Raw genomic sequence first — 14,959 nt, 5'->3', positions numbered from 1 at the left:
CGACGAGCCGGCCTCAGACGGATGCCCGTGAGGGGCTTCCTGAACGCCTCTTGAGCATTCCGCGGACGAACGCCGCCTGCCCGGCGTGCTGAAGGTCGTCTGAGATCACACTCATCAGGCGGACGCCGAGCGTGACGGCCGGGGTCCAGCTGGTGTCCACAATACGATCGAGGTCGTCATCGTCGAGTGTGCTGACGAAATGGGTGGTGAATTCGTGCACGGCATCGAAATATCCGAGGAGCAGGTCGGGTGAGTCGACCTGCACGGCGGCGACGTCGTCGCTGCCGTGGCCGTAGCCCGTCTCGTCGTCTGAGAACGGCAGGCCGAAGCGGTCGGCCCACCCCTCCGCGGTGTACAGCTGTTCGGTGCCGGCGGCATCTGCCACGTGATCGTCTTGCACACGCGTCAGGTGCCAGATCAGCCACGCGATCGAGTTGGCGTCCGCGTCGACCCTCGCGTTCAACTCGCCCGCGTCCAACCCGCGCGTCGCGACATGGACTGCGTCAGAGACCCTCGCAAACGCGTCTGCCAAGACATCTGTGCTTTTCATCCTGCTCCCGTTCCGCCGGTACCCGCCACGTTCTTCACCCGGTGCAACGCGCTGCCCACCCGATGATTCCCGACTACGGGTGATCAGTTCCCGCCGTCGTCTCTGTGCGCAGTGTCTCTGTGCGCAGTGTCTCTGTGCGCAGTGTCTCTGTGCGCAGTGTCTTTGTGCGCGCCCTCTCCGTACGACCGTGTTTTGTCGATCAGCGAAGCAAGGTCTGAGGCGTCGCCGGTTCGATGGGGAAGATCATCGAGCGTGAGCAGGCCGTCCGGGTTCTTCGGGTCGTCCTCACCGCTGATTCTGCGGCCGATGTCCGAGCTCGTGCCCTTCGCATCCGTCTCGTTCTTTTCGCTCATCAGGTGTCTCGCGCTTCGTCGATGGTGGGGATGCTCTCCATTCAATCCCCGCGGCTACGATGTGGCAAGCGGTTCCTCTCAGCCTGCTGACGTGATAGACGAGAGAGGCACGACAAAAAGGAGCACAATGGAATCCTGGCCGGGAACCGCGTATCCGCTCGGCGCCAGCTACGACGGCAGCGGAACGAACTTCGCCCTCTTCAGCGAGTCGGCATCTCGGGTCGAACTGTGCCTGTTCGACGAGCACGGCGACGAGAAGCGACTCGACCTGATCGACGTCGACGCCTACATCTGGCACTGTTACCTTCCCGAGGTCCAGCCCGGTCAGCGCTACGGCTATCGTGTGCACGGCGAATACGAGCCGGCGACGGGCAGGCGCGCCAATCCGAGCAAACTGCTGCTCGATCCCTATGCCAAGGCGATCTGCGGAGCCATCGACTGGGACCAGGCTCTGTTCTCATACGACTTCGGCGACCCCGACTCTCACAACGATCTCGACTCGGCGGCCCACACCATGCTGAGCGTTGTGGTGAGCCCGTTCTTCGACTGGATGGGTGACAGGCATCCGCGCACCCCGTATGGCGAGACGGTCATCTACGAGGCCCACGTGAAGGGCCTCACCGAACTGCATCCGGATGTTCCTGAAACGCTGCGCGGAACCTACGCGGGCATTGCCCATCCGTCGGTCATCGACCACCTGCACAAGCTCGGCGTGACGGCCATCGAGCTGATGCCCGTGCACCAGTTCATCAACGACAGCACCCTGATCGAGAAGGGGCTGAACAATTATTGGGGGTACAACACAATAGGTTTTTTCGCCCCGCACAACGGCTATTCGTCCTCGGGCGAGGCCGGCCAGCAGGTGCAGGAGTTCAAGGCGATGGTGAGGGACCTGCACGCAGAGGGCATCGAGGTCATCCTCGACGTCGTCTACAACCACACGGCAGAGGGCAATCACCTCGGCCCGACACTGTCATTCCGCGGTCTCGACAACGAGGCGTATTACCGCCTCGTCGAAGACGACAGGCGGTACTACATGGACTACACCGGAACAGGGAACACACTCAACGTCCGTCATCCGCACGCACTCCAGCTGATCATGGACTCGCTCAGGTACTGGGTCACCGAGATGCACGTCGACGGCTTTCGCTTCGACCTCGCGGCGGCTCTCGCCCGTGAGTTCTATGACGTCGATCGCCTGTCGGCCTTCTTCGACCTCGTGCAGCAGGATCCCGTCGTCTCACAGGTCAAGCTGATCGCAGAACCCTGGGATGTCGGGCCGGGGGGATACCAGGTCGGCAACTTTCCCCCGCAGTGGACCGAATGGAACGGCGCGTATCGCGATACTGTTCGTGACTTCTGGCGCGGAGAGCCGTCGACACTCGGCGAGTTCGCGTCGAGGCTCACCGGGTCTGCTGATCTCTACGAGAGCTCGGGCCGCCGCCCGCGCGCCTCGGTCAATTTCGTCACGGCACACGACGGATTCACCCTGCGGGATCTCGTCTCATACAACGAGAAGCACAACGAGGCGAACGGTGAAGACAACAACGACGGTGAATCGAATAACCGCTCGTGGAACTGCGGCGCAGAGGGGCAGACGAACGACCCGGAGATACTCGGCCTGAGGGCCAGGCAGCAGCGCAACTTCATCGCCACCCTGCTGCTGTCGCAGGGTGTGCCGATGATCCTGCACGGTGACGAGATGGGCCGGACCCAGGAGGGCAACAACAACGGCTACGCGCAGGACTCCGAACTCACCTGGATGCACTGGGACGACGCCGACCTGCCGCTCGTCGAGTTCACCGCTGCGCTCTCGAGACTGCGCCAGGAGCATCCGATCTTCAGGCGCAGCACGTACTTCGACGGCCGGCCGGTGGCCAGAGGTGAAGGCGAACCGTTGCCGGACATCGTCTGGCTGGGAATAGACGGCGTCGAGATGGAGCCGACCGACTGGGACGAGCGGCTCGCCCGCACCGTTGGGGTGTTCCTGAACGGAGACGGCATCCGCGAACGGGATTCTCGCGGACGCCCGGTCTCTGACGTCAACTTTCTGCTCTATTTCAACGCGGATGCCGGTGACGTCGAAGTCACCCTGCCCCCCGCCGAATACGCCCCGGCATGGGAGATCGTCGTCGACACGGCGGGCGACGGAGTCGATTCCGTTGCGAGACCGGCAGGTGCGAAGCAGAGCGTGCTGAGCCGGTCGGTGGTTGTGCTCCGTGCGTACAGCGAGCCGTCCACAGAACCGGACAACTCGGTGGCGGCGTCGCTCGCCGTGCAGGCCGGTGTGCTCTCGGTGCCGACGGTCATCCGATGAAGGCGCCGCTCTCGACCTATCGTCTGCAGATCAGGCAGTCCTTTGACCTCGATGCCGCAGCCGATGTGATCGGGTATCTCACGGCGCTCGGTGCCGACTGGGTCTACCTGTCGCCGCTGCTGACGGCTGAGCCCGGGTCAGATCACGGTTATGACGTGGTCGACCCCTCGGCAGTCGATCCCGCGCGCGGTGGTGAGGACGGACTCGTTCGGTTCTCGTCGGCTGCCCGCGCGGCGGACCGTGGAGTGCTCGTCGACATCGTGCCGAACCACATGGGGGTCGCGACGCCGTCGCAGAACGCCTGGTGGTGGGACGTGCTCACCTATGGCCGGGCATCGCGATACGCAGAGGCGTTCGACATCGATTGGGAGGCGGGAGCAGGACGGCTGCGTGTTCCCGTTCTCGGTGACGATGACGGTGAGGGCGACGGCGAGCTCGATCGGCTCGAATACCGCGACGGCGCCCTGTGGTATCACGACAACAGGTATCCGGTCGCCCCCGGAACCGCAGACGACGGCTCCGACGCCCGCACGGTGCATTCCAGGCAGCACTACGAACTGGTGAACTGGCGTGTCGCGGACGCCGGCCTCACCTACCGCCGCTTCTTCGCCGTCAACACACTCGCCGCTGTACGCGTCGAGGTGCCGTGGGTCTTCGCCGAGTCACATGCCGAGATCCTGCGGTGGATTCGCGATGGTCTCGTCGACGGGCTCCGCATCGATCACCCGGACGGTCTCGCGGACCCCGGCGCCTACCTCGAAGCCGTGCGCGAGGCGACGGGCGGGTGCTACGTGCTCGTCGAGAAGATCCTCGAGGGCGGCGAACGGCTTCCCGCTCACTGGTCGGCGGCGGGCACAACAGGCTACGACGCGCTCGGCGACGTCGACAGGGTGCTCGTCGACCCGAGCGGTGAGTCCGTGTTCGACGATCTCGAGGCCCGTCTGCACAGCCGTGCTTCGGAGGAGCACGTCGTGTGGCACGACCTCGTGCACGAGAGCAAGCGACGCGTCGCAGACGGCATCCTGCGTTCCGAGGTGCTGAGACTCGCGCGCGCGGCGACCGTGGCGGGGGCAGACGATGCACTCGCCGAGCTGCTCGCCTGTTTTCCCGTCTATCGTTCGTACCTGCCGGTCGGGATCGAACACCTGAACGCGGCGGCAGACGAGGCGAAGCGGCGTCGTCCGGACCTCTCCGACGTCATCGACCGGCTGGTTCCGCTGCTCGCCGACCCGGGGCATCCTGTTTCGGTCAGGTTCCAGCAGACCTCTGGCATGGTGATGGCGAAGGGCGTCGAAGACACCGCCTACTACCGCTACAGCCGGCTGACGATGTTGAACGAGGTGGGAGCGGATCCGGGGGAGTTCGCGATCGACGTCGGCGCCTTCCACGCCCGTCAGGCCGCGCGACAGGCCGGATTCCCCCTGTCCATGACAACGCTGTCGACACACGACACCAAACGCGCAGAAGACGTGCGCGCGCGTATCGCCGTGCTGTCTGAGATCGCCCCGGAATGGGCTGAGGCCTTCGGCGAGCTGAACGGGCTTCAGCCCATCGGCGATCCGCCGTTCGCCAAACTGCTGTGGGAGGCGATCGTGGGGTCGTGGCCTGCGTCGACCGATCGGCTGAGGGCATACGCAGAGAAGGCCGCTCGAGAGGCCGGCACGTCGACGACCTGGACCGAGCCGGACGAGCGGTTCGAACAGCGACTGCGTGAACTCGTGGATGCCGTCGGCAGGCCAGGGCCTGTGCGCTCGGTCGTCGAGTCCGTCGTCGGTCGTGTCCGCGATGCGGGCTGGAGCAATTCGCTCTCGGCGAAGCTGATCCATCTCACCGCGCCCGGCGTGCCGGATGTGTATCAGGGGAGCGAGCTGTGGGAGACCTCGCTCGTCGACCCCGACAACCGTCGGCCGGTGGACTTCGCTCTGCGGCGCGAGTCGCTGGCGAGGATCGACGGGGGATGGCTGCCGCCGGTCGATGAGACCGGCGCCGTGAAACTGCTTGTGACCTCGCGCGCGCTGCGGGCGAGGCGCGATCACCCCGGCTGGTTCTCGAGGTACCTGCCGGTCCCTGCCTTCGGAGCGGCTGCCGGTCACGTGGTCGCCTTCGATCGGGGTGAGGCCATCACCGTCGCGACACGTCTGCCCATCCGCCTCGAGCGTGTGGGCGGGTGGCGCGACACAACGGTGATGCTGCCGCATCGACCGCTGATCGACCTCATCACCGGCGAGAGCCACGGGGGAGGACCGACGATGCTCCACGACCTGACACGCCGATATCCCGTTGCACTGCTGGCACCGAGGGTGGGAGAACGTCCGTGAGCCCGACAGGTCCATGGTCTGACGGCCGTCCAGCACCGTGGAGTGTGTGGGCGCCGTCCGCCGAACGCGTCGAGCTGGTGGCTGACGGCGAGACCGTCGCGCTGGAACCCGCGGAGTCGGGTTGGTGGTCGCCGGCCCGCGACGCGCCACTCGATTCATCGGCAGGCGTCGACTACGCCTACATCGTCGACGGTGCAGGGCCATACCCGGACCCGCGCTCGCGCAGGCAGCCGGCGGGTGTCCACAACGCGTCTCGCACGTTCGACCCGGGCGAGTTCACCTGGAGCGACGCGGGCTGGTCGGGGCGGCAGCTCGCCGGCGCGGTGATCTACGAGCTTCACATCGGCACGTTCACCCCGGAGGGAACCCTGGACGCCGCTGCCACACGGCTCGACCATCTCGTGTCGCTCGGGGTCGACTTCGTCGAGGTCCTGCCCGTCAACGCGTTCAACGGCACTCACAACTGGGGGTACGACGGTGTGCTCTGGTACGCGGTCCACGAGGAGTATGGCGGACCGGCCGGGTATCAGCGCTTCGTCGACGCGTGCCACGCGGCGGGGATCGGCGTGATCCAAGACGTTGTGTACAACCACCTCGGGCCGAGCGGGAACTACCTGCCTGCCTTCGGACCGTACCTGAGCGAGGGGCGTGTGAACACCTGGGGTTCCTCGATCAACCTCGATGGTCCCGGATCCGATCGTGTGCGTGACCACATCGTCGACAACGCGCTGATGTGGTTGCGCGACTATCACGTCGACGGCCTGCGCCTCGACGCCGTTCACGCGCTGCGTGACGAACGCGCCGTTCACATCCTCGAGGAGCTCGGGACGGCCGTCTGCGTGCTCAGCACCGCCGTTCGGCGTCCGCTCACGCTGATCGCCGAATCGGACCTGAACGACCCGCGGCTCATCACCCCGCGCGAGGCGGGCGGCTATGGACTGCAGGCACAGTGGAGCGATGACTTCCACCACGCTCTGCACGTCGCCCTGACGGGCGAGACCACGGGTTACTACGCCGACTTCGAGCCGTTGTCCGCCCTCGTCACGGTCATTCGACGCGGTTTCTTTCACAACGGAACCTGGTCGAGCTTTCGCGAGCGCTCACACGGCCGGCCGCTCGATCTTGAGCGCACACCGGCGTGGAGTCTCGTCGTCTCCTCTCAGAACCACGACCAGATCGGCAACCGCGCGGCCGGCGACCGGTTGAGCGCCACGCTCTCCGAAGGGCAGCTGGGCATCGCCGCCGCGCTGACGCTCCTGTCGCCGTTCACCCCCATGCTCTTTATGGGCGAGGAATGGGGCGCATCCACGCCGTGGCAGTTCTTCACGTCGCACCCGGAGCCCGAGCTGGGCGAGGCGACGGCTGCAGGGCGTGTCAACGAGTTCCAGAAGATGGGCTGGGATCCGTCTGTTGTGCCCGACCCGCAGGATCCGGGCACGTTCGCCGACTCGACCCTGCGGTGGGACGAACGGGACGATGCGCGTCATGCCCGGCTGCTCGAGCTCTACCGGAGCCTCATACGACTCAGACGAAGCAGCCCGCAGCTCACCGACCCCCGCTTGACGAACGTCAGCGTGGACTACGACGAGACCGACAGATGGCTCATCGTCTCACGCGGAACGGTCAGTCTTCTCGTTAATCTCTCAGACCGGCCTGTCGTCCTCCCGGCTGTGCGAGGGCAGGTGCTGCTGCTCGCACATGCGGGCGAGACGCCGGCGGTGCGTGCGCGGGCAGAGGATGCCGTTGAGCTGGCTCCGCACGCGTTCGCCGTCGTCAGCGCCCCCTGAGTCGCTCGAGGTCGCGACGCTCTCGTTTCGTGGGACGCCCGGCACCGCGTTCCCTCGTCACCGCCGCCGGCGCGTCGAGGCGAGACGGCTTGGGCGGCGAGACGTCTGCGTAACATTCTGCCGCCACCGATGCGCCGACGCGTTTGACGAGGATGCGCGACACGATCAGGGTGCGGTCGAAACCCTCGATCCGCACACGGACTTCGTCTCCCTGGCGGATCGACTGGGCAGGCTTGGCCCTGTCGCCGCCCACTCTCACGTGTCCTGCGCGGCATGCGGCTGTTGCGGCAGAGCGCGTTTTGTACACTCGCACCGCCCACAACCAGCTGTCTACACGTGCCGTCGCCTGAGCATCCACGTCACGAGTTTATGTCTTGCACTCCGGGGACCGCCGGGCCCGTCGGCCACCGCAGAACCGCTGCCGCCTCCGCGTGCTCCGGAAGCGCGGTTCCGTTGTTGATGAGGTCGACGAAAACCAGGCCGGCCCCCGTCAGGATCGCCGCCCGTGCGAGCGCCGTCTCCGCATCGATCCGCTCGATGATGCCTGCGCCCGCGGCCTCTTCTGGCGCCGTCGCCACCCACGGTTCGGCATCGAGTGCCAGGAGTGTGCGATCGCCCAGACGGTTTGTGTCGATGAGCACGGTGTCTGCCTGCCCCTGCTGCAGCGCAGAGACAACGGGTCCGACGCCGAGGGCGCCGTCGCGGCCGTGCGCGCGCCCGATCGTGTCGAGTGCCTCACGCGCATCCGACTCGACGACGGCGTTGAGGCGCTCCGCCAGGTGTGTGAGCACAGCGGCTCGGGACGCACCGTCTGCGCGACCGTGCACGGGAACATGCGACGCGATCTCTTTGCCCGCCGGCGCGAGTTTCTCTTCGAGCAACTGCACCGCCCGCAGATCTCCGGCCAGCACGAGCACCCTCGCCCGATGGCTGGTGACCAGCTCGTTGATCGCCGTTGCGATATCGGACTGGTTGTGCTTCCAGACCTCTTCGGCGTGATGCTGATAGCGCGCGTGCGACATTCCGCCCACCTGCACCTTCGAGAGGTGCTCGGTCTCGCCATCGATGGACCGCTCGTCGATGGCTGTTGTATGCCCTGCGCAGTACAACCTCACCTCGCCGCCCTCGCGATCGACGAGGGCGACGAGGTAATGGAACTCACTCGGGCGGTGCCTGACGAGCGGAACGATCCGGGCGACGCGTCCGTGTTCAGTCACTTCAGAGCTGAGCATCGCTCCGCTCAGCACCTCGCTCAGCTCGATGCGGCCGTCTTTCGCGAGGATGAACCTGCTCACCGGGTCGGGCAGCCCGTTCGGCTGCATGAGTTCGCGTTCGACCGCGTCGATGTCGGCAGCGGGCGCCCCCGCATCGCGCAGCCGTTCACTCACCGTTCGGCGTCTGAGCTCTCCTGTGCGCTCGGGGTCGTTCACACCACCGGACACGTCGATGTACACGGATGTCCACGCATCCGTCGTGCGCAGCGCGGCAGCGAGTTGGCTCTGGGTCTGCGACAGGGTCATCTGCGGGTGCTCCCCTCTTCTTCGTCGTCGGTGTTGGCCGTGGGCACAGAGCTCACAGAGGCATCGGCCTCTTCTCCGTCCACACCAGAGGCGGCAACGATCTCATCACTGTCGGTGTCATCGGGCATCGGCTCGGACTGCCTCCATTCCTCGACGTGACTCTGACCGTGCCCCTGCACGATCGGTTGGGCCTCATACTTCATCTCGTCGTCTTGCCGTGGGCCGTGTGTGCTGTTTCCGCGTTCGCTCACGGTTCTTCCTCTCCTTCCCGATCATCCGATGTGGGTGACCGATCGATGTGCCTGTGGTCTTCGATGGTGCTCTGGTCCGGGGTGTCCTGCTCGACGCCCAGGTCTGCGAGGGTGTCCTGCTGGACGATGTCCTGGTCATATCCCTCATCGTCAGAGAGATCGATCTCTCGTTCATTCATCTGTGTCTCCTCCCGCTTGCGGAGTTGATGTTCCGCGTTCGATGCGCTTCCAGCGCGGTCAGCTAGCCGGCGTCGTGGACTCTGCCGCGCTCACGAGGAACACGCAGACGAGTGCGACCAGCGCCATCGCCCCGAAGAGAACCGCGAGAACGAACAGGCGCATCCGCCCGGGCGGCACAGAGAGGCGCGTGATGAGGATCGCGACATAGAGCACGATCACGGTGACGGCGCCGAACCAGGCGATGCCGGGCTGAAGCGCTGTCATCGGCACGAGCACGATCAGGCAGACGATGGCCAGCAGGCCGCCGACGACGATCCAGACGAGGCCGCTCGACGTGCGCAGGGCCGGCTGGTTCCTCACCAGGGTCGGATCCGTGTCTGATCCTGGTGGGTCCTGACCCTGCGACGGCGCTGGATCGCGCGGCGGATCCGCTCGCCGATCAGGCTGTCTGGGTTCCGTCAACAGAAGCACCCCCTTCCGGCGTCCCACGACGCACGAGTCGCCTCGTGGCCGCTGCACTGGCCACGCTACGCCTCGACGTCGAAGGCGAAAAGGGCCTGCCGTCAGCCGGTGATCGCGGCGAGCACAACGTCGGCCGTGAGGCGTGACCCCTCGACGCTCGGGTGAAGCAGATCCGGCAGCAGCAGACTCGGTTCGCGGCCTGAACCGATGTAGGCGGCGAACACGTCGATCACGCGCACCGTCTCTTGGCTCTTCGCCCACTCGGTCACCGTGTCGATAACGGTTCTATGCGCCTCGGACCACTCGTCGAAACGTGGATTCTCGAGGATCGCGGCGTAGCCGACGGTGCCCGTCCACCGTTGCTCGATTGCCCTGATCAGCGCTGTGAACTCGGCAGCAGTCTGCGTCGGCTCGCGCACGTTGTTGAGGCCGTGATTGACGATCACCACGTCAGGTCGTTCCGGCAGGATGGTGTCGAGGTGCGCAAGCGAATACTCGGCTGTCTCGCCGCTGGCCGATCCGTTCCAGACCACCAGGGGTGCATTCGGGGCGGACTCGAACCGTCGAATCTCGGACAGGTAACCAGAGGTCTGCTTGTCCCACGGGTGCATCACGAGAGTGCGCCCTGTGAGCTCGGCAAGCTCGGTGAAGGCGAGGTCCACCCATTCCCCGGCCTCGTCTCCGGTCGAATCCCCGAGCACGGCCACCACGAACGGTGTCGCCGTGTCTTCTATGCGATCCCAGGCCGAGCTGAATGGCAACTCGGTGAGCAGGCCCGTCGTCGCGTCTGACGGGCCCTGCGCGGTGGTGACGGCCGGCGCCTGGGGCAGCAGCGACGGGATCACCGCAGCAGCGACCACGATCACGGCCGCGAGCGTCGTCAGAGCGGCCAGGGCGATCGGGGTCCCCGCACGCCGCACGCGGCTGCGCTGGCGAGAGGTCCGAAGTGTCACCCGTCAAGGGTAAAACCATCTGCGGCCGAAAGATCACCATCGAGTGCAACCCATTCGGGGGACGTGCGGTGATCGGATGCTTCTCGTCGCCCCGGTCGAGATCTGCCACGCGGCGCATAAGCTGAATCATGGCCGTTTACGTGCGCAACATCGCAACAGTCGTTCCCCCGACCGTGCTCGTGCAGAACGAGGCGAAAGAGGTCTTTGCGACCCAACCCGGGCTCACGAGGCTCGGCGAACGACTTGTGCGCACGTCGTTCGATTCGTCTGGGATCGACACCAGGCGCAGCGTGATCGACGAGTTCGATCTCAGCGCCGAGGTGAACGAGCCGATGTTCTACGACCGCGACTCCGGTGCGCTTCTCAGCCCGGGGACCCGCGCGCGCAACGAGATCTACATCGCCAACGCGGGCCCTCTCTACGTCGAAGCCGCGAGGCGGGTCATCACCCAGACGGAGGGTGTCGACGAGAGCACGATCACCCATGTCGTGACCGTCTCGTGCACCGGGTTCTATGCACCGGGGCCGGACTACGAGATCGTTCGGGAGCTGGGCCTGCCGAGCAGCACACTTCGTTACCACATCGGTTTTATGGGGTGTTACGCGTCGTTTCCCGCGCTGCGGGCCGCGCTGGCGTTCTGCCGGGCAGACCCGAGCGCTGTGGTTCTCGTTGTGAGCGTCGAACTGTGCTCGATTCATGTGCGGTCGTCGAACGACCCCGACCAGATCGTCGCCGCTTCGGTGTTCGGCGACGGCGCCGCGGCCGCGATCGTCACCGGTGAGCACGGTGCCGCGGCAGCAGCGTTGCGGATCGACGCACTGGCGAGCGATCTCACACCGGTGGGAGAGCGCGACATGGCCTGGACGATCGGAGACCACGGGTTCGACATGGTGCTGAGCGCCGCCGTGCCGAAGATCATCGACACCTATATCGAGCAGGCCATTCAACCGGTGCTGGCCGACGAACCCGAGCTCGCCGGTGACCCGGCGGCCGGCATCAGCCACTGGGCCGTCCACCCCGGCGGTCGAAGCATCCTCGACAAGGTCGAGTCTCGTCTCGGGTTGTCTGCCGAACAGCTGGAGCCGTCACGCGACATCCTGCGAGACTACGGGAACATGTCGAGTGCGACGATCCTCTTTGTGCTGAAGCGGATTCTCGATGCAGCAGGCTCCGCAGACGGCGAGCGGGTGTGCGCGATGGCCTTCGGTCCGGGCCTGACCGTCGAGACGGGACTCTTCACACGGGTGTCGGCACGGAGCCGGTCGCAGTGACCCCTCTGCTCGGCATACGCGATCTCGATGCCGTCGAGCTGATGGACGACCCCGACTGCGACGCACGGGCTCTGATGCGCACGTACGCCCAGTTCCGAATGGTCAACGCGGTCGTCGCCGGCTGGCGGCACACCTACCGCACGCGGCTCAGGCCGTCATTCGTCTCTGACACCCACTCGCTGCTCGACATCGGCACCGGGGGAGGCGACGTCGCCCGTGCGCTTGTCAGATGGGCGGAACGCGACGGGGTCACCCTCACGGTGACCGCTATCGACCCGGACCCGCGTGCGCTCCGCTTCGCCCGTCGGCACGGCGGCGGCATCGACTGGAGAAGCAGTTTCAGCTCAGAGCTCGCCGATGCGGGAGAGACCTTCGATTTCGTCGTCTCGAACCATGTGCTGCACCATCTCGATGCCGCCCAGCTCGGAACGATGCTCGCCGATTCCGCGGCCCTGGCCACCAGGGCCGTCGTCCACAGCGATATCAGGCGCTCCCGAGCGGCGTATGCGCTGTTCGCCGTCCTCACCGCACCCGCCCTCGTCGCGCCGCCCTCACGGCGTTCGTTCATCCGCGCAGACGGCCTCACGTCGATCAGGCGCAGCTACACTCCTGTCGAACTCGCACGGCTTGTGCCGACAGGCTGGAGTATCGCCCCACAGGCGCCCCATCGGGTCCTCGTGCTCCACGCCGGGCGGGGTGCTGATGCCTGAGGTGGCCATCGTCGGTGCAGGCCCCGTCGGTGTCCTGCTCGCGATTCTGCTCGCCGATCGCGGGATCGAGGCGGCAGTCTTCGAAGCGAGATCCGGTGAGTCGTCGCATTCGCGGGCCATCGGCATCCATCCGCCTGCGCTCGCCGTGCTCGAGCGCGCCGGGGTGGCGCAGCGCCTGATCGCAGACGGTGTCACGATCGAGAACGGCAGTGCCTTCTGCGAGGGTGAGAAGCTCGGCTCGCTGTCGTTCCGGATTGCCGGTGCGTCACATCCGTTTATTCTCGCGGTGCCGCAGCAGAGAACACAGGCGGCGCTCGACTCGGCTCTGCTGCAACGGTCCCCGGATGCCGTTCGCCGCGGATGCCGTGTGCGGCGGCTCTCACACGCGGGCGGCTCACTGCTCGTGCACCACGAGGGCGGAACCGACAGCGCACGGCTCGTCGTCGGGGCTGACGGAGCGAGAAGCGTGGTCAGGCGGGACGCCCATGCCCGCGTGCGGAAGCGCCTCTATGCTGACAGCTATCTGATGGGCGACTTCGCCGACGACAGCCGATTCGGGCGCGAAGCCGTGCTCTTTCTCGAACCCGAGGGTGTTGTGGAGTCTTTTCCGCTCCCGGGAAGGACCAGGCGGTGGGTGGCCCACTGGAACGGATGCGCTCGCCCCCTGACTGCCGACGCGCTCGCGGCGGAGGTGGCGTCGCGAACGGGCGAGACGATAGACCCGGGAACCGTGTCGATGCTGAGCGGTTTCTCACCGCGTCGGGCGCTCGCACACCGGATGGCCGGGCCAGGCGTGCTGCTCATCGGCGACGCAGCGCATGAGGTGAGCCCGATCGGAGGCCAGGGAATGAACCTGGGCTGGCTCGATGCGGCTGCGATCGTCGAACCGATCACGAGGTTCCTGGCCACGGATGACGACGCTCAGCTGCGCGAGGCGGTCGAGCGCCGGCGCCGGGCGGCCGGGCGTGCCGCGACGCTGGCCGAGATCAACATGGCGCTCGGAAGACCGCGATCGGGCCGTTCGCTGGTCGCACGCAACGCGCTGGTCAGGGGAGCCACGCGAGTCGGGGCGCATGTCGCGATCGCCCGCGCATTCAGCATGCAGTGGTGAGGCGCCAGCATGCTTTGTGCGCTGTCGCATAGAATCGCCACGTGCCTGGCTCAAGCGATTCCACGGTGAGTGACCGGATCATCACGGTCCCCAACCTCCTCAGCTTCGCTCGGCTCGCCCTGGTGCCCGTGTTCCTGGTGCTGCTCGTCGTCGAGCTGGACCTGTGGGCGCTCGGCACTCTCGCTGTCTCCGGATTCACCGACTTTCTCGACGGGTACCTCGCGAGACGGCTGAACCAGGTGTCCAAGCTCGGGCAGATTCTCGACCCGGCCGCAGACCGCCTCTACATCCTGGCCGCACTCCTCGGACTCGCCTGGCGGGAACTCATCCCGTGGTGGCTCGTCGGCGTCATCCTCGCCAGAGACGTGATGCTGATCGTCATCGGGTTTCTTCTCGCGAGGATTTCACACGGCGCCTACCCGGTGAACTGGATCGGAAAATGGGCGACGGCATGCCTCTTCGTCGGCCTGCCGCTCCTGATGCTCGCCGCCGCGTTGCCTTCCATCGCGGGCTTCGCACAGCCGTTCGGATGGATCTTTGCGCTCGCCGGCGCGGTGCTCTACTGGTGGGCCGGTGTGCTGTACCTCGTTCAGACGGTCAAAGTGTTTGCCGACCGCCGGCGACAGACGTCCGCCTGATCAGATACGCTGGAAACACAGGAGGTTCAGGTGGCTTTTTCTGACGAGCAGGACCCGCAGACCGGAGCGTTTCTGCGCGAACCGGCAGCGCAGCAGCACGGCGCAGACGACACGACGGCGAGCCTCGGCGACGAGTTCAGCGCCGCGCTTTCTGCTGCGATAGAAGCGGACATCAGCGCAGAGGAACTCGAGGCGATCCAAGCGCTTCCGTCCGGGTCCGCACTGCTGATCGTGCGCCGTGGTCCGAATGCGGGAGCCCGGTTCCTGCTCGACGCCGACGTCACGAGCGTCGGTCGGCATCCGAACGCAGACATCTTCCTCGACGACGTCACGGTGTCGAGGCGGCACGCGGAGTTCGTCCGCCACGCGTCGGCCTTCGAGATCCGTGACCTCCATTCATTGAACGGCACCTACTTCGACGGCGTGCGCATCGAGAATGCTCTTCTGCACGACGGCGCAGAGGTTCAGGTCGGCAAGTTCCGGCTGACCTTCTACCCGTCTCGACGTGACCTGATCGCCCCGTCCCCGGACGCCTAGC

Annotated in this window: 16 protein-coding genes; 8 read left to right on the top strand and 8 right to left on the bottom strand. The window is 66.1% G+C overall.

Going from position 1 to position 14,959, the window contains the following annotated elements; translation table 11 throughout:
* Positions 1–13 precede the first annotated feature (13 nt).
* Both ACYVF5_RS11220 and ACYVF5_RS11215 read right to left on the bottom strand, forming a co-directional pair.
* A complete protein-coding gene (locus ACYVF5_RS11220; RefSeq protein ID WP_460946336.1) occupies positions 14–550 on the bottom strand; it encodes a mycothiol transferase in 537 nt (178 codons plus the stop codon).
* Positions 551–633: 83 nt separating this feature from the next.
* Positions 634–903: a hypothetical protein gene (locus ACYVF5_RS11215; RefSeq protein WP_460946334.1), complete on the bottom strand. Its 270-nt coding sequence runs from the start codon at positions 901–903 to the stop codon at positions 634–636.
* 127 nt (positions 904–1,030) lie between these two features.
* On the opposite strand from ACYVF5_RS11215, the gene glgX reads away from it, so the two are divergent.
* The 3 genes from glgX to treZ are packed head-to-tail and all read left to right on the top strand — an operon-like array spanning position 1,031 to position 7,325.
* Positions 1,031–3,220: a glycogen debranching protein GlgX gene (glgX, locus tag ACYVF5_RS11210; protein WP_460946332.1), complete on the top strand. Its 2,190-nt coding sequence runs from the start codon at positions 1,031–1,033 to the stop codon at positions 3,218–3,220.
* Entirely contained in the window at positions 3,217–5,538 is a 2,322-nt protein-coding gene (treY, locus tag ACYVF5_RS11205; protein WP_460946330.1) for a malto-oligosyltrehalose synthase, read from the top strand. Before glgX ends, treY begins: the two co-directional genes overlap by 4 nt.
* Entirely contained in the window at positions 5,535–7,325 is a 1,791-nt protein-coding gene (treZ, locus tag ACYVF5_RS11200) for a malto-oligosyltrehalose trehalohydrolase (RefSeq protein WP_460946328.1), read from the top strand. Before treY ends, treZ begins: the two co-directional genes overlap by 4 nt.
* Here treZ and ACYVF5_RS11195 read toward each other — a convergent pair.
* The 6 genes from ACYVF5_RS11195 to ACYVF5_RS11170 all read right to left on the bottom strand — a co-directional run bounded on the left by ACYVF5_RS11195 (position 7,312) and on the right by ACYVF5_RS11170 (position 10,691).
* Positions 7,312–7,683: an RNA-binding S4 domain-containing protein gene (locus ACYVF5_RS11195; protein ID WP_460946326.1), complete on the bottom strand. Its 372-nt coding sequence runs from the start codon at positions 7,681–7,683 to the stop codon at positions 7,312–7,314. The genes treZ and ACYVF5_RS11195 overlap by 14 nt on opposite strands.
* Before the next feature lies 1 nt (position 7,684).
* Positions 7,685–8,845 (bottom strand): baeRF2 domain-containing protein, encoded by a 1,161-nt coding sequence (locus ACYVF5_RS11190; protein ID WP_460946324.1) that lies wholly within the window; start codon positions 8,843–8,845, stop codon positions 7,685–7,687.
* Positions 8,842–9,096, bottom strand: a complete 255-nt coding sequence (locus ACYVF5_RS11185) for a hypothetical protein (protein ID WP_460946322.1) — start codon at positions 9,094–9,096, stop codon at positions 8,842–8,844. Before ACYVF5_RS11185 ends, ACYVF5_RS11190 begins: the two co-directional genes overlap by 4 nt.
* Positions 9,093–9,275 (bottom strand): hypothetical protein, encoded by a 183-nt coding sequence (locus ACYVF5_RS11180; RefSeq protein WP_460946320.1) that lies wholly within the window; start codon positions 9,273–9,275, stop codon positions 9,093–9,095. Before ACYVF5_RS11180 ends, ACYVF5_RS11185 begins: the two co-directional genes overlap by 4 nt.
* Positions 9,276–9,333: 58 nt before the next feature.
* Complete coding sequence (locus tag ACYVF5_RS11175; RefSeq protein WP_460946318.1) at positions 9,334–9,636, bottom strand: hypothetical protein; 303 nt, start codon at positions 9,634–9,636, stop codon at positions 9,334–9,336.
* A gap of 203 nt (positions 9,637–9,839) precedes the next feature.
* Positions 9,840–10,691 carry an SGNH/GDSL hydrolase family protein gene (locus ACYVF5_RS11170; RefSeq protein ID WP_460946316.1) on the bottom strand — a complete coding sequence of 284 codons (852 nt, stop codon included), beginning with the start codon at positions 10,689–10,691 and terminating at the stop codon, positions 9,840–9,842.
* A 128-nt stretch (positions 10,692–10,819) separates the two neighbouring features.
* Here ACYVF5_RS11170 and ACYVF5_RS11165 point away from each other — a divergent pair, with 128 nt between their 5' ends.
* From ACYVF5_RS11165 to ACYVF5_RS11145, 5 genes are all read left to right on the top strand, one after another.
* Positions 10,820–11,962: a type III polyketide synthase gene (locus ACYVF5_RS11165; protein WP_460946314.1), complete on the top strand. Its 1,143-nt coding sequence runs from the start codon at positions 10,820–10,822 to the stop codon at positions 11,960–11,962.
* Positions 11,959–12,672, top strand: a complete 714-nt coding sequence (locus tag ACYVF5_RS11160) for a methyltransferase domain-containing protein (RefSeq protein WP_460946312.1) — start codon at positions 11,959–11,961, stop codon at positions 12,670–12,672. The genes ACYVF5_RS11165 and ACYVF5_RS11160 overlap by 4 nt, the downstream gene beginning before the upstream one ends.
* Complete coding sequence (locus ACYVF5_RS11155) at positions 12,665–13,783, top strand: FAD-dependent oxidoreductase (RefSeq protein WP_460946310.1); 1,119 nt, start codon at positions 12,665–12,667, stop codon at positions 13,781–13,783. The genes ACYVF5_RS11160 and ACYVF5_RS11155 overlap by 8 nt, the downstream gene beginning before the upstream one ends.
* 41 nt (positions 13,784–13,824) lie before the next feature.
* On the top strand, positions 13,825–14,421 hold the full coding sequence (locus ACYVF5_RS11150) for a CDP-alcohol phosphatidyltransferase family protein (protein ID WP_460946308.1): 597 nt from the start codon (positions 13,825–13,827) through the stop codon (positions 14,419–14,421).
* A 72-nt stretch (positions 14,422–14,493) separates the two neighbouring features.
* Entirely contained in the window at positions 14,494–14,958 is a 465-nt protein-coding gene (locus tag ACYVF5_RS11145) for an FHA domain-containing protein (RefSeq protein ID WP_460946640.1), read from the top strand.
* Position 14,959: the final 1 nt, after the last annotated feature.

It is taken from the genome of Okibacterium endophyticum, assembly GCF_054780075.1.
The sequence above is the reverse complement of the archived record's forward strand: the minus strand, read 5'-3'. Positions and strand labels throughout refer to the sequence as shown.

Coding starts and splice junctions, on each gene's coding strand:
- ACYVF5_RS11220 (WP_460946336.1), bottom strand. CDS start 550: ATGAAAAGCACAGATGTCTTGGCAGACGCGTTTGCGAGGGTCTCTGAC.
- ACYVF5_RS11215 (WP_460946334.1), bottom strand. CDS start 903: ATGAGCGAAAAGAACGAGACGGATGCGAAGGGCACGAGCTCGGACATC.
- glgX (WP_460946332.1), top strand. CDS start 1,031: ATGGAATCCTGGCCGGGAACCGCGTATCCGCTCGGCGCCAGCTACGAC.
- treY (WP_460946330.1), top strand. CDS start 3,217: ATGAAGGCGCCGCTCTCGACCTATCGTCTGCAGATCAGGCAGTCCTTT.
- ACYVF5_RS11190 (WP_460946324.1), bottom strand. CDS start 8,845: ATGACCCTGTCGCAGACCCAGAGCCAACTCGCTGCCGCGCTGCGCACG.
- ACYVF5_RS11180 (WP_460946320.1), bottom strand. CDS start 9,275: ATGAATGAACGAGAGATCGATCTCTCTGACGATGAGGGATATGACCAG.
- ACYVF5_RS11165 (WP_460946314.1), top strand. CDS start 10,820: ATGGCCGTTTACGTGCGCAACATCGCAACAGTCGTTCCCCCGACCGTG.
- ACYVF5_RS11155 (WP_460946310.1), top strand. CDS start 12,665: ATGCCTGAGGTGGCCATCGTCGGTGCAGGCCCCGTCGGTGTCCTGCTC.